At 54.1% G+C, this 24,854-nt stretch carries 24 protein-coding genes and 1 pseudogene; 7 read left to right on the top strand and 18 right to left on the bottom strand.

What is annotated here, in order from left to right; genetic code table 11:
* Positions 1 to 98: 98 nt before the first annotated feature.
* Entirely contained in the window at positions 99 to 896 is a 798-nt protein-coding gene (locus AB8516_RS09270; RefSeq protein ID WP_369160066.1) for an esterase/lipase family protein, read from the top strand.
* A gap of 70 nt (positions 897 to 966) precedes the next feature.
* Here AB8516_RS09270 and AB8516_RS09265 read toward each other — a convergent pair whose 3' ends face one another.
* Entirely contained in the window at positions 967 to 1,302 is a 336-nt protein-coding gene (locus tag AB8516_RS09265; RefSeq protein ID WP_369160064.1) for a hypothetical protein, read from the bottom strand.
* Positions 1,303 to 2,025: 723 nt separating this feature from the next.
* Here AB8516_RS09265 and AB8516_RS09260 point away from each other — a divergent pair.
* Positions 2,026 to 5,181: an efflux RND transporter permease subunit gene (locus AB8516_RS09260; protein WP_369160062.1), complete on the top strand. Its 3,156-nt coding sequence runs from the start codon at positions 2,026 to 2,028 to the stop codon at positions 5,179 to 5,181.
* A gap of 51 nt (positions 5,182 to 5,232) precedes the next feature.
* On the opposite strand, the gene AB8516_RS09255 is transcribed toward AB8516_RS09260, so the two are convergent.
* Positions 5,233 to 6,009, bottom strand: coding sequence for a PEP-CTERM sorting domain-containing protein (locus AB8516_RS09255; RefSeq protein WP_369160060.1), 777 nt, complete (start codon positions 6,007 to 6,009; stop codon positions 5,233 to 5,235).
* A gap of 270 nt (positions 6,010 to 6,279) precedes the next feature.
* Between AB8516_RS09255 and tsaB the strand changes: the two genes are divergently transcribed.
* A complete protein-coding gene (gene tsaB, locus AB8516_RS09250; RefSeq protein WP_369160058.1) occupies positions 6,280 to 6,957 on the top strand; it encodes a tRNA (adenosine(37)-N6)-threonylcarbamoyltransferase complex dimerization subunit type 1 TsaB in 678 nt (225 codons plus the stop codon).
* A 45-nt stretch (positions 6,958 to 7,002) separates the two neighbouring features.
* Here tsaB and AB8516_RS09245 read toward each other — a convergent pair whose 3' ends face one another.
* The 4 genes from AB8516_RS09245 to AB8516_RS09230 all read right to left on the bottom strand — a co-directional run bounded on the left by AB8516_RS09245 (position 7,003) and on the right by AB8516_RS09230 (position 10,160).
* Positions 7,003 to 7,512 carry a Slp family lipoprotein gene (locus AB8516_RS09245; protein WP_108289181.1) on the bottom strand — a complete coding sequence of 170 codons (510 nt, stop codon included), beginning with the start codon at positions 7,510 to 7,512 and terminating at the stop codon, positions 7,003 to 7,005.
* 8 nt (positions 7,513 to 7,520) lie between these two features.
* Positions 7,521 to 8,057: a Slp family lipoprotein gene (locus AB8516_RS09240; RefSeq protein ID WP_369160055.1), complete on the bottom strand. Its 537-nt coding sequence runs from the start codon at positions 8,055 to 8,057 to the stop codon at positions 7,521 to 7,523.
* Between the two features lie 166 nt (positions 8,058 to 8,223).
* On the bottom strand, positions 8,224 to 9,225 hold the full coding sequence (locus AB8516_RS09235; protein ID WP_369160053.1) for a hypothetical protein: 1,002 nt from the start codon (positions 9,223 to 9,225) through the stop codon (positions 8,224 to 8,226).
* A gap of 5 nt (positions 9,226 to 9,230) precedes the next feature.
* Complete coding sequence (locus AB8516_RS09230; protein WP_369160051.1) at positions 9,231 to 10,160, bottom strand: hypothetical protein; 930 nt, start codon at positions 10,158 to 10,160, stop codon at positions 9,231 to 9,233.
* A 268-nt stretch (positions 10,161 to 10,428) separates the two neighbouring features.
* On the opposite strand from AB8516_RS09230, the gene AB8516_RS09225 reads away from it, so the two are divergent.
* From AB8516_RS09225 to AB8516_RS09215, 3 genes are read left to right on the top strand one after another with little or no spacing between them, the layout of a single operon-like run.
* Positions 10,429 to 11,673 (top strand): glycerate kinase, encoded by a 1,245-nt coding sequence (locus AB8516_RS09225; RefSeq protein ID WP_369160049.1) that lies wholly within the window; start codon positions 10,429 to 10,431, stop codon positions 11,671 to 11,673.
* 1 nt (position 11,674) lies between these two features.
* A complete protein-coding gene (locus AB8516_RS09220) occupies positions 11,675 to 12,490 on the top strand; it encodes a ferritin-like domain-containing protein (RefSeq protein WP_369160047.1) in 816 nt (271 codons plus the stop codon).
* A complete protein-coding gene (locus AB8516_RS09215; RefSeq protein WP_369160045.1) occupies positions 12,475 to 13,197 on the top strand; it encodes a hypothetical protein in 723 nt (240 codons plus the stop codon). The genes AB8516_RS09220 and AB8516_RS09215 overlap by 16 nt, the downstream gene beginning before the upstream one ends.
* Before the next feature lie 18 nt (positions 13,198 to 13,215).
* Here AB8516_RS09215 and AB8516_RS09210 read toward each other — a convergent pair whose 3' ends face one another.
* From AB8516_RS09210 to AB8516_RS09190, 5 genes are all read right to left on the bottom strand, one after another.
* Positions 13,216 to 13,941: a UDP-2,3-diacylglucosamine diphosphatase gene (locus AB8516_RS09210; RefSeq protein WP_369160043.1), complete on the bottom strand. Its 726-nt coding sequence runs from the start codon at positions 13,939 to 13,941 to the stop codon at positions 13,216 to 13,218.
* Positions 13,938 to 14,426, bottom strand: a complete 489-nt coding sequence (locus AB8516_RS09205) for a peptidylprolyl isomerase (RefSeq protein WP_108289187.1) — start codon at positions 14,424 to 14,426, stop codon at positions 13,938 to 13,940. The genes AB8516_RS09210 and AB8516_RS09205 overlap by 4 nt, the downstream gene beginning before the upstream one ends.
* Positions 14,427 to 14,464: 38 nt before the next feature.
* Positions 14,465 to 14,992, bottom strand: a complete 528-nt coding sequence (locus AB8516_RS09200; protein WP_369163254.1) for a peptidylprolyl isomerase — start codon at positions 14,990 to 14,992, stop codon at positions 14,465 to 14,467.
* A gap of 217 nt (positions 14,993 to 15,209) precedes the next feature.
* Positions 15,210 to 15,590 carry a cytochrome c gene (locus tag AB8516_RS09195; protein WP_369160040.1) on the bottom strand — a complete coding sequence of 127 codons (381 nt, stop codon included), beginning with the start codon at positions 15,588 to 15,590 and terminating at the stop codon, positions 15,210 to 15,212.
* A gap of 174 nt (positions 15,591 to 15,764) precedes the next feature.
* On the bottom strand, positions 15,765 to 16,082 hold the full coding sequence (locus tag AB8516_RS09190; protein WP_369160038.1) for a c-type cytochrome: 318 nt from the start codon (positions 16,080 to 16,082) through the stop codon (positions 15,765 to 15,767).
* Positions 16,083 to 16,438: 356 nt separating this feature from the next.
* Here AB8516_RS09190 and AB8516_RS09185 point away from each other — a divergent pair, with 356 nt between their 5' ends.
* Positions 16,439 to 18,046 (top strand): methyl-accepting chemotaxis protein, encoded by a 1,608-nt coding sequence (locus AB8516_RS09185; protein WP_369160036.1) that lies wholly within the window; start codon positions 16,439 to 16,441, stop codon positions 18,044 to 18,046.
* A 34-nt stretch (positions 18,047 to 18,080) separates the two neighbouring features.
* Here the strand turns inward: AB8516_RS09185 and hybE are convergent, their stop codons facing one another.
* The 7 genes and pseudogenes from hybE to AB8516_RS09150 form a co-directional block, all read right to left on the bottom strand.
* Positions 18,081 to 18,668 carry a [NiFe]-hydrogenase assembly chaperone HybE gene (gene hybE, locus AB8516_RS09180; RefSeq protein ID WP_369160034.1) on the bottom strand — a complete coding sequence of 196 codons (588 nt, stop codon included), beginning with the start codon at positions 18,666 to 18,668 and terminating at the stop codon, positions 18,081 to 18,083.
* A 28-nt stretch (positions 18,669 to 18,696) separates the two neighbouring features.
* Positions 18,697 to 18,969, bottom strand: a complete 273-nt coding sequence (locus tag AB8516_RS09175) for a HypC/HybG/HupF family hydrogenase formation chaperone (RefSeq protein ID WP_108289193.1) — start codon at positions 18,967 to 18,969, stop codon at positions 18,697 to 18,699.
* Positions 18,970 to 19,131: 162 nt separating this feature from the next.
* Entirely contained in the window at positions 19,132 to 19,686 is a 555-nt protein-coding gene (locus tag AB8516_RS09170; protein ID WP_369160031.1) for a HyaD/HybD family hydrogenase maturation endopeptidase, read from the bottom strand.
* A 25-nt stretch (positions 19,687 to 19,711) separates the two neighbouring features.
* Positions 19,712 to 21,415 (bottom strand): nickel-dependent hydrogenase large subunit, encoded by a 1,704-nt coding sequence (locus tag AB8516_RS09165; protein WP_369160029.1) that lies wholly within the window; start codon positions 21,413 to 21,415, stop codon positions 19,712 to 19,714.
* Positions 21,416 to 21,427: 12 nt separating this feature from the next.
* Positions 21,428 to 22,573 carry a Ni/Fe-hydrogenase cytochrome b subunit gene (hybB, locus tag AB8516_RS09160; RefSeq protein WP_369160027.1) on the bottom strand — a complete coding sequence of 382 codons (1,146 nt, stop codon included), beginning with the start codon at positions 22,571 to 22,573 and terminating at the stop codon, positions 21,428 to 21,430.
* Positions 22,570 to 23,544: pseudogene (gene hybA / locus AB8516_RS09155) on the bottom strand (hydrogenase 2 operon protein HybA); the annotation flags it as partial. The pseudogene hybA and the gene hybB, both read right to left, overlap by 4 nt.
* Positions 23,545 to 23,550: 6 nt before the next feature.
* The gene (locus AB8516_RS09150; protein ID WP_369160025.1) at positions 23,551 to 24,672 is read right to left on the bottom strand and encodes a hydrogenase small subunit; all 1,122 of its coding nucleotides are present in this window, start codon (positions 24,670 to 24,672) and stop codon (positions 23,551 to 23,553) included.
* Positions 24,673 to 24,854 lie beyond the last annotated feature (182 nt).

The following is a 24,854-nucleotide window of genomic DNA, read 5'->3' as shown; positions in this document are numbered from 1 at the left end:
CATGGAAATTCAGAAAAGCCTAATATAATAAGATTAGTGATTTCCGTATATTTGCCGTCATAGCATGGCTTGATGGAATATTCCATTCGGAGGTTGATATGAAGCGATTGATCCTGTCACTGTTATTGTGTCTAACCAGTCTCCCTCTCCCGGCGGATGTGGCTGTGTTGGTGCACGGCTATCTGGGCAGTGCTTATTCCTGGCAGCAAAGTGGCGTGAATGCGGCACTGATAAGCCATGGTTGGCAACCGGCCGGCATTATCACACCAAGAGGGTTGCTGCCCGCACCTGTCGGATCGGCGGCGAATAAATTCTATACCGTTGAACTGCCATCGATGGGGCCGGTGGGTTTACAGGCTGACATGCTGCGAAACATGCTGAGTCTGGTGGCTCAACAACATCCTGACGAACCGATTATCCTGGTCGGGCACTCCGCAGGTGGTGTGATCGCCAGAATGGCCTTGGTGCAGGGAGGCGTGGATGCTCCCAAGGCATTGATTACCATCGCATCTCCCCATCTGGGTACAGTGCGTGCAGTCGAGGCTTTGGATGAGACCGACGATCCATTTCCCATTAGCGTCATCAAAGAGTTCTTCACCGGTGAACTCTATGATGTGGTACGCGATTCATGGGCGGTATTGCTGGATCTGGTGCCGGAGCGGCCCGGTAATCTGCTGTTTTGGTTGAACCGGCAGCCCCATCCCTCGATCCGTTATGTCTCGATAGTGCGTACCGGTCCGGTGGGTTTGGGTGATGAACTGGTCCCCGCCTTCAGCCAGGACATGAACAATATTCAAGCCTTGAACGGGCGATCCGAGACACGGCTGTTCTCCGTCAGCCATGCCCTGCAGCCATTGGATGGCCAAGTGTTGGTGGAGCTATTGGCAGAACTATGACAGCTTTGGTTTAGAGGTACAGCGGCGTTTCAAGTCGATAGTTGCAGCGTGGGTGGTTGGAGTGGGATAACTATACAATCTCCACTACCCGCATGATGATTTTACTCCTGCGTCTGTCACTTGTTCGTCGCTCTTCACCCTGATTCGAAGCCTGTGTATGGCTACGCCTGTCACGGCTGGGGAACCTCCGCTGGTAGCGATGAGGTTTGAGGAACAAGCCGTTCACGGTTTTTCCGTCCAGGTTTTCGATGATGGTGTTGGCCAGCTTGGGTGACTCTACCTGCACGATTGCGTGATACTCCATTAATTCCGTATCTAAATCCATGATTTGGATAATTTTCGATCGTTTGATGGTGCTCTTCTTTTTTGCCGGTATCAGAGACCAACCGGATCGGGTGCCCCTCATCGTGGCTTTCCTGATCTCCTTGGAGGATACCCCGCGTGGGAGATGTTTATAAAAGATCCACATATGCTCTCCTCTCCTAACCTCATGCATGATGGCCTGATCCACAGACAGAGAGCGATGTTTGATCTTATCCGGTGATATACAGCTCCTCCAAGCTCCCTGCAGTTGTGATGTCTTTTCTAATCTGCAGTTGTTGATGTCTGCAATACCATTTCAATATTGCAGTGGCCATTCATGATTGTTAATTTTGTTGTTGGCTGTAACAGTATAGCTTCATTTTTTGACTATGCGTAACTGTCAATGATGTGGGGTATTCGCTTAAGCAGTCGTGAATTGTAAAGAACTGTATAGCCAAATTTTCATATCTAAATTACAGTCAATAAGGAATATACCTCATGGTGGGTATCTTGGGATTCGACAAAAAAACCTTGGATATCAGAGGGGTTGTGATGTTTTTGTCATTATCCGCCACAAGTTTAATCATGTTGATTTGCCGGTTGATAATATAGTGTTCCGCATGGTCGATATTGATCGGATAATTGGCCATGGGTCACTCAATACGCGGTGAGTGATCCGTCATGCCGCTACAGGCTGATATAGACTAATGGCGAAGAGATATGGCTAGTCTGTTTCGGCGTGCCAGCGGTAAGAAATAGACGCATATGGCTGGTCCGGCATTTAGCAGGAAGGATCAGTACTTAGCTTAACTAAGAGTAATGATCCATGCGCCAGGTTGTCGCTTTTTCACTTAAACAGCGTGTTTTCTACAATCTGATGTTTGTAGTGTTGATCGTTGTCGGCTTCATCTCTCTGTTCGCACTTCCCGCAGAACGTTATCCGAATTTCGGGTTTGGCGAGGTCATCATCTCCACTGTCTATCCGGGCGCCTCTTCCGTGGAAGTTGAGAGTCTGGTGACAAGGAAAATCGAGGATGCCTTGGAAAAGGTCGATGATGTGGAGTGGATCAGTTCCACATCTTTCAATGGGCGCTCAAATATTCGCCTTAAATTCGTAGACGATTCCGATTACGACGCACTCTATAACGAAGTCAGATTCGAAGTGCTCAATATCGTCAGTGAGTTGCCGCAGGGTGTTGATCCTCCGTCGCTGCTGAATGCCAAGGTGCAGGATTGGTTGCCGGTTATAACCATCAACCTTGTGGGTGATCACAGCAATCGCGCATTGGCATTGATGGGCGAGGAGATAAAGACTCGCTTGCTGAAGATTCCCCATGTGCAGCAGGTCGATTTCTCCGGCAAACAGACGCAAGAGTTTCATATCTATCTCAATCCACAGAAACTGCGTGAGGTCGGTATCGGGTTCGATCAGGTGGCGTCGGCATTACATGCGGCCAATCTCAGTATCCCGGCTGGGAAGTACACCAACGACAGTGGCGAATACCTGATAAAACTGGATGAACGATTTCATTCCCTTGATCAGGTGCAATCGACCGTGGTTCGCAGAGATGCGGATGGCAGTCTTGTTCGTATCCAGGATCTGGTCTCCCGTATGGGTATGGGTTATCGCGATCCGATTGTGATTGCATCTGTGAATGGAAAACCCGCATTGGGATTGAAGGTGATCAAGTCAGATCAAGGGAACGCGATGGAGATTCGCGATCAGGTGGTTGCATTGATCGATGAGTTCCGTCCTCCGTTGGAGGTTCAGGGTGTGGATGTGGTGCTGACTCAGGATTCGACCATCTATATCAAGGATGGCTTGACCACACTGGGCATGAACATGTTGGTCGGTATTATCCTGGTATCACTGATCATCTGGTATTTCATGGGTGTTCGGAATGCCGGCCTGGTGACTATCGGTATCCCGTTCTCGTTCATGATCACCATGCTGATCATGTATCTTACCGGTAACAGTCTGAATGAGATCACCCTGTTCTCCTTCGTGCTGGTGACCGGTATCGTGGTGGATGACGCCATTGTCGTGACAGAGAATATCTATCGTCACGTGCAGGAGGGTAAGCCTCTTCGTGAGGCGATAATCAACGGAACGGCTGAGGTGGCGCTGCCGGTGATCTCGGCCACCATGACCACCGTGGCCGCGTTTTTGCCGATGTTGATCATGTCGGGTTCCACAGGGCAGTTTTTTGCACTGGTGCCGAAGGCAGTGAGCTTCGCCATTATCGCCTCCCTGGTGGAGTGCCTTCTGATTCTGCCTATTCACTACCTGGATTTCGGGCCGCGTCAGCAGAGTGCCGTTGATTTGCTGGAGCGGGACAATAGCTTGATGCGGGTTGTGCGACGGTTTACCGACTGGCTGTTGTCACTGACACTGCGGTTTCGCCTTTTGTCCGTACTGGTTGTTTCTTTGCTGTTTGCCGTATCGGTAATGATCCTTGCACTTTCCGCGAGTGGTAAGGTGCCGTTGATTAAAATTCAATTTTTTCCTGACGACTACAAGCTCTACTACGTCGATATCGTAGGGCCCAGCAATATTGCGATTGAAGAGGTGGATGAGCGCGTCAAGCGTATTGCGGAGACTGTCATGGAGGATGGACCGGGGATGGCGAGCGCCGCCGCGGGACTGGCCGGTCTCTATTTCAACGAGGACTATGAACCCGTGTATGGCAATAATCATGGTTCGGTGATGGTAACCATGCCCAGTGCTTCCGAACAGAGCTTTGACGATCCACTTGCCCACCTGGATCGTATGCGGGAGAAGTTGAAGCCGATCCATGAGACGGATGGTTATACACTTCATGTCCATCCGCAAAATGACGGTCCTCCAAGCGGCAAGGATATCAATGTGCGGGTAGTGGGAGCGAATGTGGAGGCGGTCTCAGGCCTGGCCGGAGAGTTATTGACCTATATGCTCGAATCGTCGGATATCGGCCCACATTTGATTGGTCTTGATGATGATCGCGGGGTTCATAAACGTGTATTCCGTCTGTGGGTCGAACAGGAGAGAGTGGCTGAGTTCGGTTTGGACAACAGTCAGGTAGCAAGACTTGCGGCGAGCGTGCTCGACGGTCGTTATCTGGGTAAGTACCGACATATTGATGAAGAGGTGGACCTGAAACTCCGGATCGATTCTGATGCGTTACAGGATCCTGAGAATGCACTCTATATTCCCGTAGTGGAGGATGCTGAACACCCTGTCTATCTGGCGGACCTGGTGCGAGTGGAGGCATATAATGAACCCGGTGAGATCAAGCGCTATCAGGGTCAACGGGCAATCAGTCTGAAGGCGGATATTCGAGAAGGTGCGCCCACATCGACTCCCGCGATTGTCAACCTGGTGAGGGATCGCTTCGAGACGATTCGTAATCGTTATCCGGGTGCGACAGTAACCTTTGGCGGTGAGCATGAGGATACCCAGCGATCATTCGAGTCTCTGGCATATGCCTTCATCATTGCGGTGCTGGTGATGTATGTGATCTTGGCAACGCAGTTTCAATCCTATCTGCAGCCTCTGATTATTTTGTCCGCTGTCGTTTTTGCGTTGATTGGAGTCGTATTCGGAAAGTTGGTGACTCAATCACTCTTCACGGTGAACAGTTTCATTGCTGTGATCGGCGTAGCCGGGGTTGTGGTCAATGACGCCCTGGTACTGATCGACTTCATCAACAAACGGTATCGCAAGGGGCTATCCCGTCGTGCGGCGATTATCGAGGGAGTCCATATCCGTTTGCGCCCGATTCTGCTGACTACGTTGACGACATCCCTGGGATTGTTGCCGATGGCAATAGGGTTTCCCAGTTACTCGCTGATCTGGGGAACCATGGCATCCACTTTTGTCACCGGTCTTGCCACGGCTACCGCACTGACACTGTTTATCATTCCTGTTCTGTGGGATCTTCTGCAGGGCTTTCAGGAGCGGTTTCATAAACAAGAAATCGCGGGTGAAAAAACTGTGGAATAAAAAAACGCCCGCATCGAGCGGGCGTCATGATCGAGAGGAAAGAAAACTCTGTTAGCTGTTTCTTTTTCTGCCAAGGCGTGTGGCGCCAATACCTAGCAGTCCCATTCCCAGCAGTACCAGGGTTGAAGGCTCGGGTACATTCACTTCCACTTCCTCATCTATTGGTCCCGGTGCGTCATCATAGGTATAGCTGACAAAGATGTTGCCGCTCCAGGAATTGAATTTGGTGCGTTGGAGGCAGTTGTCATATGGGCCACAACGGGTCAAATCCGCAATCAAGGTCCGAACAAGCCTGAAATCCAGGGGGTCAGGTCCGACAAAATCGCTTAAGCTGAAACTTGTCAGATCGAATGCATCGTTGAACGTACCGCTTTCCTCACTGCTATCTGCACAGCTGAGTAGATCTTGGCAGCTGTTCCTTGTGACCTCATGGTTCCTTTCCACTTCCCGGTTCGGATCAATCAGGCGAATCGCTTGGTTGCTGACAGAGCGGCCGGCACCTGAGGCGACGCCTCTGAAGCGACTGTCATAGGAACGGACCACGGAACCGAGATCCCAATCCGTTTCAAACCAGATATCCACGTCCAGCAACTGTCCGAGTGAGCCGTCGAACCGATCCATCGAGACCGTCTGCACGTCTCTGACCACTGTCCTGATATTATTTCCCAGTTCATCTGTACCTGTGAAATAATCATTGACTGAGTCGTTGCTGCTGAAGCTGAAGGAAACCATGTCACCGATACTCATGACGGTGGCGCTCGATGTGGTGCTGAAGGCACACAGAGCTATGATTGCACTTGTCTTGAGTAGAGTCTGCTTAATGTTCATGACGGATCCTCAAATTAATCCTTAAATACAACTGTTGCTGCCTTTATTAATACAGATTCCGTGCCAAAAATATATTACCTAATAAATTCAATATGATATGAATATCTGCTATTTGTTTAATATGTTAGTGTAAACTAATTCGACACCTGTCTAATTGTACATTAACTTCTTTAAAAACAATGTATTATGAATATATTAGTGACTGATTGGGAATAATACTCCTACGAAAAGTCAGATATTTGCATTGAGGTGTAAGAGTTTTCAGAAAAGATGAAATTGATTGCGATAGAAACGGCTGCCGAAGCCTGTTCGGCGGCCCTATATCTCAGCGGTGAAGTGTCAATCCGCTACAAAATCATGCCCCGGGGTCACAGTGAGCTGATCCTCGATATGGTTGATGATCTACTGCGGGAAGCCGGTCTGTCGCCCACCTCCCTGGATGCAGTCGCTTTCGGCCGCGGTCCCGGTTCATTTACCGGTGTTCGGATTGCGACGGGCGTGATTCAGGGGATCGCCTTTGCGGCGGACTTGCCGGTGGTCGGCGTTTCGACCCTGGCGGCGTTGGCGCAACGGGCCTACCGGGAGAAGGGGGAACGAAATCTGCTCGCTGCCTTCGACGCCAGGATGGGAGAACTCTATTGGGCCGGTTACCGGGTTGCTGAAAAGGAGCTGGTGGTACCCGCTATACCGGAGCAGGTGGGATCCGCGCAACAGGTTGAGATGCCAGACGGCGGCGAGTGGTATGGCGTAGGTTCCGGGTGGGGCGCCTATAGTGAACAGTTGGAACAGCGCCTGGAGGCTCATTTATTGGGTTTCAAAGCCGAGATCCACTGCAGTGCCCGTGATATCGCATCGCTGGCGGCTGAGGATTACCTTGCCGGGTTGGCCGTGGCGCCGGAGCTTGCGCTGCCGGTCTATCTGCGTAACCAGGTCGCCAAAAAGATGTGATTTTTAAAGGGATCTCCTGCCGATCAATTGGTTTTATCGGGCATCCTAAAAGCTGATACCGATACTGCCAAAGCCTCCCCCACCGGAACTGGCACCGAAACCAAAGCGTATGCGAGGCTTTGGCCTGGATTTATGCTCGGGCCAGAGTGTGATCTCATCGCATTCTAATATCGGGAATGGGTAACGGCTGTCAGCGACCTGGCCCTGGCGGACTTCCGACAACTTACCGGTAGCCGTTACCAACCGGCCAACGGCATACTCAACCGTTTCGAGATAGCCGGGCTGTTGCGCAATGAAGCGACCGATGGAGTTGGCGTCCGTATCGGGGTGGCCGTCTTCATCGAGTGGATAGGCCAGAATCTGAATCTCCGTGGTCTCACGCAAGTTCCTGGTTTCGATAATGACACCACCCCATTGCAGGAGGTTGCTGCTGTCTGAAGGTTGAGAAGAAGCGGCCTTCAGTGGGGTGATGCTTCGGTCGGCAACAGGAATGGCCGGTTTGCTGCTGCAGGCATGCAGTATGGTCGCTGTGATCAAGATGAAAAACCAGCGCATCGGGTCTATCACCAGTAGTAGTAGGGGTATCTACGCCAATAGGGATAATAAAACGGATCGTAGAAGGGGTCGTAATAGTAGGGATGATTGTAGACCCTCTCTTCCGGCCACAGGTAATAGGCCTCTACCTCGACAACAGGGTAGGGATATGGGTAGTCGCCGACAGGTTTTTGCACAACTTCAACAATACTGCCGGTGATAGTGATCTCCCGGTTCTTCGGATACTCCTCCGGTTCCAGGTATCCCTCGATGCGTGCAATGAAACGGCCGATGCTGCGGCTGTCGTCTTTGGGTTTGCCCTCATCATCGAGCGGACGTGAGAGGATTTCGATCCGGGTCTCCTGCGCCAGGTTCTCGACCGAGATGATGTCGCCACCCCAACGGATCTTCGCATTCGTAAACTGCTGGTTATGCTGTTGCACCTCGTCCACGCGGATATCTCCCGCCGGCGGCGTGCCGATAACCTTAGGGACATGAGAGGCGCACCCCGTTATCAGGATAATGCCGAGGATGCCAAGGGGCATGAGTCTGTAGCGTTTGGTCATGATGTAAATCATCTAGCCATGGCATTGGGGTGTCTACATCGGTTTGACTCTGTGTGTATGATTAAATTCCTTTCAGTCAAATCTGCATCAGTCGAGTCTTGGCCGGTCTTGTAGCGATCATGAGGTGGGGTCAATTGTCACAGATGAGAGTCGATATCATCCAGTGTTACTCGACAATCCGCTCCTTCTCCGCTTCTTCCTGGTAGTAGTAGTCGTAGTTTTGATGCATATGGTTGGTAAACGACCAGGCTTCGTTGTACGAAAGACCGCTGTTCTTGGGGATGATGACCTTGACGTAGAGATTGTCTTCCTGCCGTTTCAAACGACTGAGGTTTTGTTCCAGTTGCTTGCGGGATATCGACGAAAATTTTCTGTCTTCAGGCCCTTTGTAATCGATGCGAAAATATTTACCGGATTTGGTATAGCGTACCTCGACCACCGTTTTGCCTTTTGCGGTACGGGCCGGTCGTAACAACTTATTGTATTGAATCTTGAGCTGTGAATAGTCCTGTTTGAGGTCGATCAACTGCTCATCCGTTTCCTGGGTGCGTGTCAGGGCGGCCAGTAGCTCCTGGTCTTTCTCCCGCAGTGTTATGCGTATCTGTTCCAGATCCTGTTGTGTACTTTCCTGGCGGGCGGTGGCCTGTTCCAGGTCGAGCTGGAGACGTTCGATATTGCGGTTGGATTCACTGATCTGGTTCTGCAGCCGGCTGGTCTCCTGGTTCAACCGTGTCACCTGGGTGGTTAACAGCTCACGCTCTTGTGTCAGCGCCTTGGTCTTGTTATCGAGTTCATCCCTTTCACGACTGAGGTTGGTTATCTGGAAGCGCTGGCTTGAGATCGCCGCCTCTTGCTCTTCAGAGCGTTCGGTCATCCGCATCAGCTGCATGCGTAACATGGTGATTTCATGCTCACGGGCTATCAACCGCTCTTCCAGGGTTTCGTTCTGTTCGTCCGTGGTGCGCACAAGTTCCAATGCTTCCTGCTCCGAAGCGATGGACATCCTGAGTTGGCTGAGCAGTTCCATGTTGCGTAACAACAGGATCACCATCGCCAGCAGGAAAATCATCACGATAACGGTCATGATGTCCGTGAAAGAGGGCCAGAAGCTGTCATCCCCCTGATTGCCTTGCTGATTGAGACGGAGATCGATGAAGTTATTTTCCATCTGGATCAATCATCCTCATGCAGGCGGAAACCACGCTTCAGTACGTGTTTTATCTCCGCCATGTCGTTATGCAGCGCATCACTCTTCTCTTCGTAGCCTTGAAGGGTTTCCAGGATTCGTTGTTCAACGGTTTCAAATGTCTGCTGGGACTGTTCCATTTGGTTGACCAGCTCCTGAAGGGAGCGCACCAGGCCGGTGAATTCATACAGTGCACTGTCGGTTTGGACCTGAAATCGTGGAATCAGCTCATTCACGGTGACCTGTTCAACCGCACTGATCAGGTTGGTTTGGACATCACCCAGTTTGAGATGAAAATAACCGAAGAAGATGAAACATATGATCGCGGTAATGGTGGTTGAGAGCGCCGTGGACATGCCGTGGACCACCAGGCCCATACCGCTTACATTGATCGAGGTGGCGAGCTGATCGGAGGCGCCGATCAAGGCTATCGACAGAGAGACGATAGTACCGAAGACACCGGTCAGAATAAGAATGTTGTTGATGAACCTGGGCAGGCTGTTACGGGTACTCTCATTTGCCACCAGGGTGGATGCCAGGGATCCATGGTTGATCGGGCAGTTTGCCTTGTGCAATCCCAGCATGGTCCGGTAGCGGTTGGCTATGATGGCCTTTTTATGGATCCGCTTCAGCGGGTCCTGCTCGCCTTCGCGCAGGTTGCGCAGGAATCGGATCAGGGCGTTCTCTTCCGCCACATAATGGAGGAAGATTGTGATCATGCGCAGGATACCGATGGCGAACAGCCCGATGATGGTGCCGTTGATGATCAACCCGGTGCTGGTGAGTTGATTGCGGAAATAGACATCGTTGATGAATTCGTATTTCCATACGATGAGTGCTGCGATCACAGCGGAGAGGAGTATCATCCGTATCAGGATATTACGGCTGAAGTTTCGACGTAACTGTATGCTTCCCAACGCTCTGCTCCCGGCGATATAGAATCTTGTTATCAGTCACTGAATGCGGCGAGGTCAATGGGATGGATTGCAGTGTTGATGCTCAGTTTGCGAAAAAAAAGATGCGTGTCGATCCAACAACAGTTTTCGATCTTTTCCGCTATTTGAATCAATTACTTGCAAAAATCAGCCATTGTGGGCCCGCGATTTCAGGTGTGACAGTGTACCCCAGCCAAGTGGACCTCGCCATAAATCCTTCCATTTTCCGCCACTCTCGAGGGGCTTGTAAATGTCATCACTGCAACAGAGAGCACATTATCGCAGGTCATTGATAGCGATCTATCAGGCTGCATTGAAACGGGTGGAAGGCCGGGCATCGGTATCGAAATGGTTGAAGCAAAACCCATTTCCGGGACCACTGAGGGTGATCGCCATCGGCAAGGCGGCCCAATCGATGCTCTACGGCGCCTATGATGAGTTGAATGACAGGATCGATCAGTCATTGATCATCTCCAAACAAGGGCATATCGACCCGGCTTGGTGCCGGCAACACGGTTGTTTTACCCATCAATCAGCGCATCCCATACCGGATGAAAGCAGTCTGCAGGCCGGTCGGAAACTGTTGGATTTCATTTCGAACGGATCTGAACTGCCTCTGCTGTTTCTGATCTCGGGTGGCGCCTCGAGTCTGGTGGAGTTGACAATCGATGGGGTGAGCCTGGAAGACCTGGCACGGGTTAATGACTGGTTGCTGGGTAGCGGTCTCGATATCCTGCAGATGAATACGGTACGCAAGGCTCTTTCGCGCATAAAAGGAGGGGGGCTGCTCGCCTACCTGGAGCAGACCGAGGTGGTGGGATTGGCTATTTCAGATGTGCCGGGCGATGATCCGGCCACAATCGGCTCGGGATTGCTCACCCCGGATGAGGGTCTGGCGGGGCGTCTGGCGGCGCTATCCCTGCCATCCTGGCTGCAGGATAGACTGCAGCGGTGGGAGAGGCCGCGGATCATAATGAGCGCATCGCAACCCAGGCTGGAGATCATCGCCAATCTGCAGTTGGCCGTGGAGGCGGCTGCCGAATATGCCTCCGGCCTGGGCTACAGGGTTTCACTGCGGGATGGTTTTCTCAGTGGGGATGCCGCCGCCCGGGGTAAGTCTTTGGCGCAAGAGCTGTTGCAGGGGCCGCCTGGGATTGTTATATGGGGAGGGGAAACGACGGTCGCCCTGCCGCCGAATCCTGGGCAGGGAGGCAGAAATCAGCATCTTGCCCTGGCTGCGGCCCGGGAATTGGCCGGTGCCCAGGATTGTTATCTGCTGGCGGCAGGTACCGATGGCAGCGACGGTCCGACCGAGGATGCCGGGGCAGTGGTGGATGGTGGAACGGTGGCACGGGCTGCACTGCATGGAGAGACGCCTGAACGTGCACTTGCGAATGCCGATTCGGGGCGCTTTCTTGAGGTCAGCGGAGATCTCATCTCTACTGGTCCCACCGGCACCAATGTGATGGATCTGGTGATAGGTTTACGGGTGTGAAATGGGTTTAGAGCAGTCTCTTTTTCAGCGGGCCAGGCAGTGTCTTTTATGCGATGTGGTGGATCAGAAACTACAGCTCTCAGAGGTGACGTCGGATGCCTGGGTGTCCGGTAAACTGGTCACAGAGGGTTGGACGCCGAGTGAGACAATCACTCATGCGGGTCGTCCACCTCGACCGGAACTGGTCCATCCGAGCCAGTTACCGAGACGCGGCTTGGGAAATGAGGCGGGCCGTCTGGCGTTGATCCATGCCATTGCCCATATTGAATTCAATGCCATCAACCTGGCCTGGGATGCGGTGCAGCGCTTCCCGGAGATGCCCCGTGACTACTATGACGACTGGATTCGGGTAGCACGGGAAGAGGTCTACCATTTTCGCCTGCTTCGTCAGCGGCTCCGTGCCGGCGGTGCTGATTATGGTGACTTTGCAGGCCACGACGGCTTGTGGGAGATGGCGCGGAGAACGGCTCACGATCCATTGATCAGAATGGCCCTGGTGCCGCGCATGCTGGAGGCCAGGGGTCTGGACGTGACACCCGGGATCATGCGCCGTTTCGAAGCCATCGGTGATCATGAAACAGCGGCGGTGCTGCAGATCATTCTGCGCGAGGAGGTGGGGCATGTTCAGTTCGGCAGCCGATGGTTTCACTATCTTTGTGAGCAACGGGGGCTGGAACCTGAACAGACCTATTTCGACCTGCTGGAAAATTTCCTCAACGGCGAAATCAGATGCCCACTGCATCATGAAGCGAGACGGGAGGCCGGTTTCAGCAATCAGGAGTTGCAACGTCTGGAGGCATTATGCGCAGGTGGTTGATTACACTATTCCTGGTCTGGCTGGTACTGATGTCAGCGCTGTTACAAGGTAAGGGGACGTCAGCGGATGAGATTCAAGTCGGGCTTCTGCTCTATGCCGCCCGTGAGGCAAACGGCGATATAGTGACGAACCGGTTGCTGATCACGCCGAAGATGTTGCGTATCGAACAGGAAAAAGGAGTTGACGGATACATACTCTATGACCGGGAAGCGGACGTAATCTACAGCGTTACCCCGGAAGAGCAGTCGATTCTGGTGATTCAACCGCAATCCGGCAGTGTGCAGACTCCTCATGAGATGAGATTGAAAATCGAACAGCTAGTCGACTTTGACGGGCCGGAGATCGGTGACAGCAAACCGCAACACTGGCAGTTGATTGTGAATAGTGAAATCTGCCGTAATGTAGTCCTCGCGCCGGGCCTGATGACAGAGGCTTTGACGGTCTATCAGGATTATCTGACTCTCCTGGCAAACCAGCACTACTTGAGCCTGAATGCCATTCCAGCCGAGTATCGCGACCCCTGTGAAGATGCAATCCATGTCTTCGCACCGACCCTGTTTTTGCAGAAGGGACTTCCCGTCCGTGTATGGGATCGAATGGGCAATCAGCAACGCCTGTTGAATTTCTCCAATCAGCATAGGGTTGATTCCAGCCTGTTTCGTTTGCCTGCGGAGTATAAACGGCAGCCGATGGCGGGCATCGAATGACGGGGACATAAAACTGCGCTAGCTGTATGTCTCTCTGCGGAATCCTTGAGGGGTCACGCAAACCAGTTCGCCATGATCATGATGCCACTCTGCCAGAACATGTCGGTAATGGCGTTTGTCCTTCAATTCAATGACATGGTCAGCGGGTCTATGGGTATGGCCATGTATCAAATGATCAGCCTGATATTCAACGAAGTAGGATGCCACTGTGTCCTGGTTGACATCCATGATCGATTCCGGTTTCAGTGACTTGGCCTCCCCGCTTTGGGCCCGGTAGGTCTTCGCCAGGTCCAACCGTTGTTGAATCGATTGGGAGAGGAAACGGTTGATAAAGTCAGGGTTACGAACTTCCCGGCGAAACTTCATATAGGCCTGATCGTCGGTGCACAACAGATCGCCGTGCATCAACAGCGTCGGCTTGCCATTCAGCTCCACCAGGGTTGGGTCCTGCATGAGTACGGCCCCTGTCTCCCGGCAAAAACTGTCACCAATGAGAAAATCCCGATTGCCATGCATCAACCACAACCGGGTTCCGGCTTGACTCAGTTGATGCATGGCCCGCTTGATCTCGGCTATCGGTGGCGCCTCATGGTCGTCTCCGATCCATGCATCAAAAAGGTCGCCGAGGATATAGAGATGGTCGGCCCTGGGCGCTCTTTCCGAGAGGAAGCGGATGAATAACTGCACCGTATCCAACCGTTCGGCGGATAGGTGCAGATCCGAGATAAACAGCTGTTGGGTCACTCAGTGATTTCAGCCTTCTCGATGACAATATCCTCTACCGGCACATCCTGGTGTCCGGCCTGGGTAGCCGTGGCGACCCCTTTGATCTGATTCACCACGTCCATGCCGCTGCTTACCTTGCCGAAAACACAATAGCCCCAGCCATCCTGACCGGGGTGATCGAGGAATTTATTATTGGCCACATTGATGAAGAACTGTGCGGTAGCCGAATGGGGCTCCATGGTACGTGCCATGGCTATGGTGCCGATCTCGTTGGAGAGGCCGTTTTTGGCCTCGTTTTCAATCGGCTCGCCGGTCTGCTTCTGGATCATGCCGGGAATGAATCCACCACCCTGGATCATGAAGTTGTCGATTACACGGTGGAAAATCGTACCGTCGAAAAAGCCATCCTGCACATATTGTTTGAAATTCTCACAGGTTTTCGGTGCATTCTCTTCGTCCAATTCAATGACGATGGGACCGAGATTTGTAGTTAATGTGATCATGAAATGTCCTGTTTGCAGTAACTTGGGTGAGAAATGATTTACTCGAGAATAGTAACCTGCTCGATGATAATGGGTGTTTTGGGCACGTCTCGCATGCCACCCGTGACGCCGGTGGTTTGTTGGGCAATGCCGTCCACTACCTCCATCCCCTTGGTGACTTCACCGAACACGGCATAACCCCATCCATCGTGTCCGGGATAATCGAGGAAGTCGTTGTCTTTGTGGTTGATAAAGAACTGGGCGGTTGCTGAGTGCGGCGCGGAAGTTCTGGCCATGGCGATCGTGCCGCGTCTGTTTTTCAAACCGTTTTTGGCTTCATTTTCAACGGGGTCGCGGGTCTGCTTTTTTTGCATGGTTTCGGTGAAACCGCCGCCCTGGATCATGAAGCCCTTGATGACGCGGTGGAAGATTGTGCCGTCATAGAAACCATCCTTTGCATACTGTACGAAATTCTCGATGGTCTTTGGTGCCTTCTCCTTATTGAGTGACAGTTCAATCTCGCCCATTGATGTCTTCATCGATACCTGTACATTGTCAGCCCATGCGTTGACGGATAACAAGGTCATAAACAGTAGCCAGGGTAGTGGAGTATACGGTGATTGTTTCATGGAATCCTCATGGTAAGTGCTCTCCGGTCGGTGCATCATAACGGTTCGATGACAGCTTAAAAAGGGGGTGAGCAGGGGAGTGTTTGCATGACCGGGCAGGGTTTCGCCGCAGCAAATAAAAAAGCCATGCGGCTTGGCATGGCTTTTTACGTGTCGAACAATGGGTTATAAGAGATCAGTTGTTACCTGCCCCTTGGGTAATCCAGTTTTCCACAGTGGCGATCTCCACCTCACTAAGCGCCTCCTTGCCGTGGGGCATGCGGATCGATGGATCGACCTTCCCTGCGATAAGGCGATAAAATGAGCTTGAGAGTGGGTCACCGGCTACCACCACGGGTCCATATTTTGTTCCCTTCATCAGGCTTTCATAACTATCGGTGATAAAACCGCTGGCTTCAGCACCTGCTCCCCCGGGTAGATGACACTCGGTACAATACTTTTCAACCAATGGTTTGACCTCTGACTTGAAACTCACCGGGGCCGGTCCGGCGCTGCAACCCATCAACAGGGAGGTGCAGAGTGTTGATGAAAGTAAGAGTGTCGTGCTTCTAGACATTGATCTGCTCCTTAATGAGAAATTTATAGGATCAACTGTTTACAGACACAGTGATCCACTTCTGTATATCCAACCTAAATAATATCTTGGACACTGCTCTTCCAGTATCAGGAAGACAATTTTCAACTGCATACTACCATGTGCAAGATGAGTGAATCCGTGTAAACACCTCGCCTACTTCATTCCCATCACCCAATTGAGTACACCTTTTATATCATCCAGACTCGCCTGGCTGGGCGGCATGGCGGTAGTACCCCAAATCAGAGCTTCACCAGGGGTGCTTCCAGCCTTTACCTTTGCCGCAAGCCGGTCGACGGCACCAGCTTCGCCGCCATATTTTGCGGCCACATCCTTGAAGGCGGGGCCTACTAGCTTGGCATCGGCCTTGTGGCAGCCCATACACCCTGAGCGCATGGCCAGGGTTTGATCAGCTGCTGCGGCATGGGTGAAGAGTGTTGCCACTATCATTGAAGCAATAGCGATTTTGCGCATCAGAAAACTCCAAAACTGTTTTACCGGTCTCACCGGGATACGATTCTCCGGCAGATGACCCTACTTAATCCACATACACTGTGTCGGGAGACTTCCCGGATTCTTTAGCAATGTATATGACGGCATGGTTTAAAACCCACAACTGCGGTATGCCGTGTCACAAAGGGATGTGAGTAGTTTTCTGATTTACTTTGATTTTCATGTGCCTGTGAGAGTTTTTGATAGAAATACGCCTTAAAATAGGTGCCGCGCCGCCATATATCCGTAGCCTTTTTAAAAATACTCAAGAGTTTCTGGGAATTGCCGAGAAATAGAGACATGTAGACAGTTTATTTTATCTGATAATAGGTTTGACCATGAGTAAGTACATCTCGGTTCAGTGGAAAATTCTCACTCCGATGGCCCTGATCTTCATTCTCATTATGTCGGTTGTCACCGTCTATTCTGCGCAACAGCAAAAGGATCGATTGCTAAGGTTGACGGAGAATCAGATTTTCGACGTATTGAACGGTTATCTCGACAGTATGAATGCCATGATGTTTACCGGGACCATGGGTAACAGGGAGATGTTGAAGCAGAAAATCGAGAAGCGGGACGGAGTACTCGAAGTGCGTATGTTGCGCGGAGAGGCCGTAAACAAAACATTCGGCGATGGATTCGACCATGAAAAACCCTTGGATGACCTGGACAGACGGGCCTTGAATGGTGAACAGATCATCCAGGTGGAAGAGGTCAAGGGTGATCGCATTGTTACCATCATTGAGCCTTTTGCCGCGGTAGCGGACCGCAATGGCACCAACTGCCTTACCTGCCATGCCTTACCGGAAGGGACAGTCCTGGGTGCTGGCAGGTTGACCTTCTCTCTGGCTGAAAGGGACAAGGCGATCGAGAATGAGCTGTTGTTCAGCGCCGCTATCAACTTTATGGTTTTACTGGCTGGTCTGGTCATCATAAACACGATTATGCGTAAGGTGGTGATCAAACCACTTTATGGATTGAAAAAGACCGTGGAAAAGATCGGTGCGGATTCCGATCTGCGTCCACGCGTATCCCTTGGAGCCAATGATGAGTTTCACCAGGTTGGCACGGCCGTCAATACCATGTTGGACAGGTTTCAACCCACAATCACCGACCTTGCTCAGACAATGGATGGTCTGGCGAACTCTGCCGAGCAGCTGGCTCATGTCACCAAAACGACCCGTGATGGGGTCGATGAGCAGGAAAAAGAGACGAGTCAGTTGACCGTGGCCATTGGTGAGCTCACCCTCGCCGCGGAAGAGGTGGCGAAGAATGCAGCCGGCGCCGAGCAGGCGGCGGTTGATGCGAGATCCAACGCGGGAGACGGCAGTGATGTGGTCGCCCAGGTATCCGATTCCATCAAGCGACTGGCGAATCGGGTGGATGATGCCGCGGTAGTTGTACGTCAGCTTGCTGAGGGTACGCAAAGCATCGGCCAGGTCTCCGAGTCAATCACAGCCATAGCGGAACAGACCAATCTTCTCGCCCTGAATGCGGCTATCGAGGCGGCACGGGCCGGTGAACAGGGTCGCGGATTTGCGGTGGTTGCCGATGAGGTGCGAAACCTGGCTCAGCGCACTCAAGAGGCGACCCATGAGATTCAGGATATCATTGAGCAGTTGGTATCTGCCTCCAACCAGGCGGTTAAGGTGATGGACGGGAGCAAGAAGGAGGCTGATCAAAGTGTCACCGATTCCGACCGGGCCGGTGAGGCCTTGGCGCAGATCGCAAGCGCGGTGGAGTCGATCAGTGATATGAATTCGGTCATCGCCACTGCCGCCGCGGAGCAGACCTCCGTGGCCAGTGAGATCAACAAGAACATCATCGCCATCAACGAAGTATCCCACCAGACAGCCGAGGGGACCTGCCGTACACTCAAGGAGAGTGAAGAGGTGGCGCGGATCTCCGCCCAGCTGGATAAGATGGTCGATCAGTTCAAGGTTTGATGGGTAGTATCGGGACCGCCCGGCGAAAGCCGGGTTAGGTCTCCCGATGCGTGATACCGCGCAGTAGCTCTCGACGGGAAATCGCCGACTCCCGACTCTCTTCAGCTGTCTCCGAAACCTGTTCAGCGATGGCATAACCGTCTACGTCGATCTCGACCTCCTCTTCTCCACGTAGAATTCGCCCAAGCAGCTCCTCGTCATAGGGATCTTCATCAGGCTCTTCGACCTCGACCATCAAAGTTTGCATGAAACTTCTGGCGGCTGCCTCTGCATGCTGCTGATTGACGAACTCGTGCATCGGTGAATAGAGCGAGTGGGTCTGGCAGCGACCTATACCGTCAATCTCATTGACCATGAATTTATACTGATTGGCAGGGAGGCGGTGGGGCTGTTTGTGGCCCAGTTCCATCTCGCTCCAATCCTCGTTTTCGGCTGGAAACATAATCAAATTCATCATCCAGGGGGTGATGACGATGCCGATGCTGCGGTCCTGATAGTGCTGAAAACCAACCGTCGCGACTTGCAGCATGGGATTGAGCAGGGGAATGCCCTGCATCTGCTCCTCCTGAATACGGGTAAAGGTCTCTTCAATCAGGCAGGTCAGCTGTTGTAGATCATGCATGGTGTTCACCCCGATGAATCGTCGGCTGTCAGGATTCTGCCAGTCCGGGAAAATAGTGGTCGACGTCGATCTCGGCGTCATCAGTCATGATGGCGCTGAGTCCGTCCAGTGCCTTGTCGATGTTGCGTGCATCCTCTTCATCGATAACCTCTCGCGCGGAGCCGAGAAAGGTCAGCAGCCAGGTGCCGGCCGGCTGCGGACCGGTCAACATCATGTTGATCTGCTCCTCGCCGTTACGGGTGCGGCAGCGGGCGATAAAATCGCCTGCCTCGATCACCTGTGCCGGGATGCCTACGCACATAAAAGTTTCCTCTTTAACTTGAATAAGTCCGCAAATGAACGCTAATTAACGCAAATATTTAGAGTGTGGGCTGGGGTTCTGCCCTCCCATTTACCTTGTAACAAACCGCACTCTGCATATGAAACATTTGCGTTTATTCGCGTTCATTTGCGGACCAAAAACTTAGCTGATTAGACCCGCCGAAGCCTCGAACTCAGCCTCACGTTTCCAGTGCCCGCTGCGCGCCTGGGATCGGGATTCGAGCTCGATGCCCAGCGAGGCCAGCTCGTCCACAAGCATCTGCACCATGGCCTCCAGGCCTGCTGTTGCCTCCGGAGTCAACCCGAGCCGGTTCTCCAGGGAATGCGGCACCATACCGATGATGGTGACCTGCTGCGGCGTTTCGCCCTTGAGGGAAAGCAGGGCCAGCAGATCGGAGACACCGAGCTGATGGTTGGAAAGCTTGGTCTGAAAAAAGGCGGGAATCTCATCGTTGGCTATGCGTACCAGGCTGCCATAGGGTGCCCCGGTATTCACTGCATCGGCGATGATCAGGTTGTCCGCCCGACGCATCGGTTCGAACAATTCCATGCCTGTGGTGCCGCCATCGACGACCTCGACGCCATTGGGAATATGATAACGGTTCACCAGCTCCTCAACGGCGCGGACACCAATGCCTTCATCCTGCATCAGCACATTGCCCATACCGATCACAAGGGTCTTTACACTGTTTCTCATAGCGCAAACGCTCCCATTGAAATGCTTACAGCGCCTTGACCCGCACGATCTCCTGCTGCTCGGTGTCGACCATGTGAATGGCGCAGGCGATGCAGGGATCGAAGGAGTGGACGGTGCGCAATACCTCCAGGGGCTTCTCCGGATCGGCCACCGGATTGTCCATCAGAGAGGACTCGTAGGGACCGATCTCGCCATCTGCGTCGCGGGGCCCGGCATTCCAGGTACTGGGCACCACCGCCTGGTAGTTCTTGATCTTGCCATCCTCGATCACCACCCAGTGGGAGAGGGTGCCGCGGGGCGCCTGGTGGAAGCCGACGCCTTTGATCTCACCCTTGGGGAAGACCGGGGCGTTGAAGGTGTCCAGGTCACCGGTGCCGATGTTGTCCACCAGCTTCTGCCACTGTGACTTCAAGGTATCCATCATCACCGCGCAGCGTACCGCTCTGGCGGCATGGCGGCCGATGGTGGAGTTGACCGCGGAGAGCGGTATATCCGGGTTCTGGGAGACCGTTTTCAGGATGTCCAGCGCCTGATTGAGGTACTGGTTGTAGCCTGCGTGGCCGCTGGCCACACCCACCAACACGTCTGCCAGGGGACCTACCTCGGCCCGCTTGCCGTAGAAGGTGGGGGCCTTGACCCAGGAGTATTTACCTTCGTCCTGGAAGTCGGTGTACTCGGGTTCGGTTTCGCCCACCCAAGGGTGGAGTGCGTCGCCACCCTGGTACCAGGCATGTTTTGAACTCTCCGCCACACCGTCACGGAAGTAAGCATCGCCGAAGGTGGTGATCGGCTTCAGGCTGTTGATGTCGCCGTTCTCGATGTAACCGCCGGGCAGGTCAAAGACCGTGCCCTTGGCGTCCTGGGGACAGTCAGGCACTGTCAGGTAGTTGTTGACACCGCCGCCGATGCCGGCCCAGTCGAGATAGAAGGCGCCCACTGCGGGCACGTCGACCAGATAGGTCGATTTGACAAAGTGGTCCAGCTTGTCGATGAAACCCTTGATCAGCATCAGGCGCTCGATGTTGAGTACCGAGGGAGCGTCGTGACCGATGGAGTTACTGACCCCGCCCACCGCCACATTCTGGATATGTGGACTCTTGCCGCCGAGGATGGCGACGACCTTGTTGGCGTAGTTCTGCACATCCAGCGCCTGCAGGTAGTGGGCAACCGCCATCAGGTTGACCTCGGGGGGCAGCTTCATGGCCGGATGGCCCCAGTAGCCACTGGCGAAGGGACCGAGCTGGCCGCTGCCGACGAAGGTCTTGAGCCGCTCCTGTACCGCCTTCATCTCATGGGGGCCGTTGAGAGGCCAGTCCGACAGACTCTCCGCCAGTTTGGCGGTGGCCACCGGGTCGGCATCCAGCGCCGAGACCACGTCCACCCAGTCCACCGCAGAGAGGTGGTAGAAGTGGACGATGTGGTCCTGTACCGCATGGGCGGTCTGGATGATGTTGCGGACCAGCTGGGCGTTGACCGGCACCTCCAGGTCGAGGGCGTTCTCCACCGCACGTACCGAGGTGATGGCGTGAACCGTGGTGCAGACGCCGCAGAAGCGCTGGGTGTAGGTCCAGGCCTCACGGGGATCTCGGCCAACCAGGATTTTTTCGATGCCGCGCCACATCTGACCGGACGACCAGGCCTTGCTGACCTTGCCGTCATCCACCTCCACATCGATGCGCAGGTGGCCTTCGATGCGAGTTATCGGGTCGACAGTTATACGTGTTGTCACGATGTAATCTCCTCAGGATCTTGCAGAGTCTGCGTTGTGTAGCACGGGGAACTTCTTCACCACGAACAGAAAGACCATGATCTCCAGGGCCACCATGCCGGCGGTGACCATGATCTCCGGGACAGAGGGGAAGTAGCTGTAGCCCGGACCCGGATCGTAGGTGATGAGAAAAGCGTTGAATCGGTAGAGCGAGCCGGCGAATAGCATGGAGACCGAGGCCCAGAGCAGCAGCGGGCCGTGTCCCCGGTATCTGGCCGAACTCAACACCACCAGCGGAAAGACGAACAGGGCCGTCTCAAGCAGGAACATCAGGCTGCCCAGGTCACCGGCGAAGATAAGCCCCAGCTTGCCGTTCAATAGGATCTCGCCGAAGCGGAACGCAAGGTAGACTGCGATCAGACCGACAATCCCCTTGCCCAGACCCGCCAGCAGGGGTGTTTCGGAGGGACGCCGGAAGCCGACGCTGCTGAAGGAGGCCTCGAAGACCACCACCGCGAAGCCCATGGTCAGAGCGGTAAGGATGGCCAGCAGGGGCTGCAGATGCAGCGATTGCCAGAGGGGATGCACCTTGTAGCCCATGGCGATCAGCATGGAGCCGAGGGAGGACTGGTGCATGGTCGGCAGCAGCACGCCGAGGGCAATGAAGATGAAGAGCACCTTGTTCAACGTCTTGATCAGTCCCTTGGCGCCGAACCTCTCCAGCAGGGTGGGGGCAAACTCGATGCAGAGCACCAGGATGTAGGTGGCGACACAGAGGCCGACCTCCAGCATCACCGAATTGAAGTTCATGTGCCAGGGGGTGAAGATGTTGTAGAACTGCCAATAGCGGCCCATGTCGATCATGGCGCCGATGCCGCCCAGGCCGTAGCCGAGCAGGCTGGCCAGCAGGGCGGGACGCATCAGCGGATGGTACTTGCCCTTGTTCATGATATAGACGGTGATGGCAAGGGCGTAGCCGCCGCAGGCCAGGGCGGTGCCCACTACCACGTCATAGACGACCCACACGCCCCAGGCATAGCCGCCGTTGAGATTGGTGACAAACCCCATGCCGTGAATGAAGCGCAGGGCTAGATAGTAACTACCGATCAGGGCCACTATACCGAGAATGATGAATGGCAGGGTGACGACCGGCCGTTTGAGGGGTTGGTATGCACTCATGAGTCGTCTCCTTCCTCGTCTTCGGTGTTACGGCGCACCACATAGGTGAGCCCTGCCAGGGCGATGGCGGGCAGAGCCATATAGCTGTAGAGGGTGTGCTGTACCGTCTCCGAGATGGAGGCGTAGGAGCGTTCCTGCAGCGGCGGCATTCCGAGTTTGTCGAAGGGGATGGAGGAGATGTGCAGGACGTTGGTGCCGCCCGCCTCCTTTTCGCCCCAGACATGCTGCCGGTACTCGGGCACCGCCTTTTCGTGATGGCTGTCGGGACTGCGCACATCACCGCGAGGATAGTTGTAGATCTCGCCGGGTTTCAAAGTCATACGACGCTTGGCTTCTTCCAGCAAAGCCTTACGCGAACCGAACAGGGTGGCCCCGGTGGGGCAGGCCTCGGCACAGCCGGTCATCTGACCCTTGTCGATGCGCTCGACCCCGGCCTGATTGCACATCTGACACTTGTGGATCTCACCGAAGGGATTGTCGTAGTCGAACTGGGGCACGTTATAGGGACAGCCCACCATGCAGGTACGGCAACCGATGCAGGCATCGGGATGGTGAGTGACGATGCCGGTCTTCGGATGGCGCCGCATGGCGGTCACCGGGCAGACCGAGACACAACCCGGATCGACACAGTGCATACAGCTGCGTTTTTCGAAGGCGTAGCCGTTTTCCACCGCATCCTTCAGTTCACCCTCGCCGTCGCTGTAGACCTTGATCACATTGAGGGTTTGAGCAGACAGGTCGTAGGCTGAGTCCCAGGCGGTCTCATCGCCCAGCGGGGTCGGAGGCATGCCGTTGACCTCCTTGCACTTGCTGACACAGGCCTTGCAGCCGATGCACAGCGTCGAGTCGTAGAGCATGCCGATGGCCTCTTCCGTCGGCTCCAGGTTGCCTCGGGCCTCGGCGTTGCCGGCGCCCAAAAGGGCTGCGCCGCCGCCAAGGGAGGCCTTGAGAAAGTCTCTGCGTTTCATGTTACCCCCTTACTCCCCGTCCTGCTCTTTGCCGTCCAGCTTCTTTGATGCCATGGCGGTGGCGCCGACCGCCAGGCCGACAGCGGCACCGGCGATGGCCGCCGCACCGGTGGAGAAGCCGGCGTTGCCTTCGCGGTCCTCGATGTTGGGGAACATGTTGGGTGGGGTGTGGGTCTTCACGTCGGCCAGGCTGAACAGGGGTTTGCTGAAACCGACGCCCCCTTCGGAACAGCCGAAACAGGGGTGGCCGACGCCGATGGGCCAGACACCGCCGCCCACATTATTGAATTCCAGGCTCGGGCAGTTGTTGTAGGTCTCGGGGCCCTTGCAGCCGAGTTTGTAGAGGCACCAGCCCTTACGATGTCCCTCGTCACCGAACTCCTCGGCGAAGCGGCCGGCATCGAAGTGGGGCCGGCGATAGCAATTTTCATGGATCAAGCGACCGTAGGCCCACTTCGGACGACCCTTCTCATCGATGGGTGGCAGCTTACCGTAGGTCACGAAGTAGAGTACCGTACCGATAAAGTTGGCCGGATTGGGTGGGCAACCAGGGATGGTCACCACTGTTTTGCCGGACAGAAATTGCGGCGCACCCACCGCGCCGGTGGGATTGGGTTCTGCCGACTGGACGCCACCCCAGCTGGCACAGGAGCCGAATGCGACGATGGCAGCGGCGTGCTCAGCCGCTTCCCGGGTGATGTCGACCATGGTCTCGCCGCCGATCTTGCAGAAGATGCCGTCGCTGGCGAGAGGGATGGCGCCTTCCACCACCAGCAGGTATTGACCCTTGTTCTCCTGCATGACCTTTTTCTTGATCTCCTCCACCTGATGTCCGGCACCGGTGTCCAGGGTCTGGTGATAGTCGAGGGAGATCAGGTCGAGGATGAGGTGTTCCAGAGAGGGTTGTTCGGAACGCAACAGGGCCTCGCTGGGTCCCGTGCACTCTTGCCCATGCAGCCAGATGACAGGCGGGCGTTTTTTCGGATCGGCTACCGCCTGCGCCATGGCCATGGCGGCATTGGATGATAGGCCGAGAGATGCCGCTACACCGGTACAGAACTTGAGAAAGGTCCTGCGTGATACGCCCAAGCGTTTCTCCACTGCTGAAAAATCGAAATCGTGCGCTGCCATCTGTCAGTCTCCGGTTATCTAATGAGGCGATGAGGGTGCTGCAGTCTGCTAGAGACAAGGCCACATAACCTGCAATATATGCGCCGGAATTTCTTTATTGCTTATTTTCATTGGCTTAGTGAATTCGGTTGATTGAATATCCGTTTATATGTGGTAGCGGTCATTGCATGATTAATTCCCTA

The organism is Candidatus Thiodiazotropha sp. LNASS1, from assembly GCF_964212655.1.
In the GTDB taxonomy this organism is placed as follows: domain Bacteria; phylum Pseudomonadota; class Gammaproteobacteria; order Chromatiales; family Chromatiaceae; genus Thiodiazotropha.
This window is presented reverse-complemented; position numbering and strand designations above follow the sequence as displayed.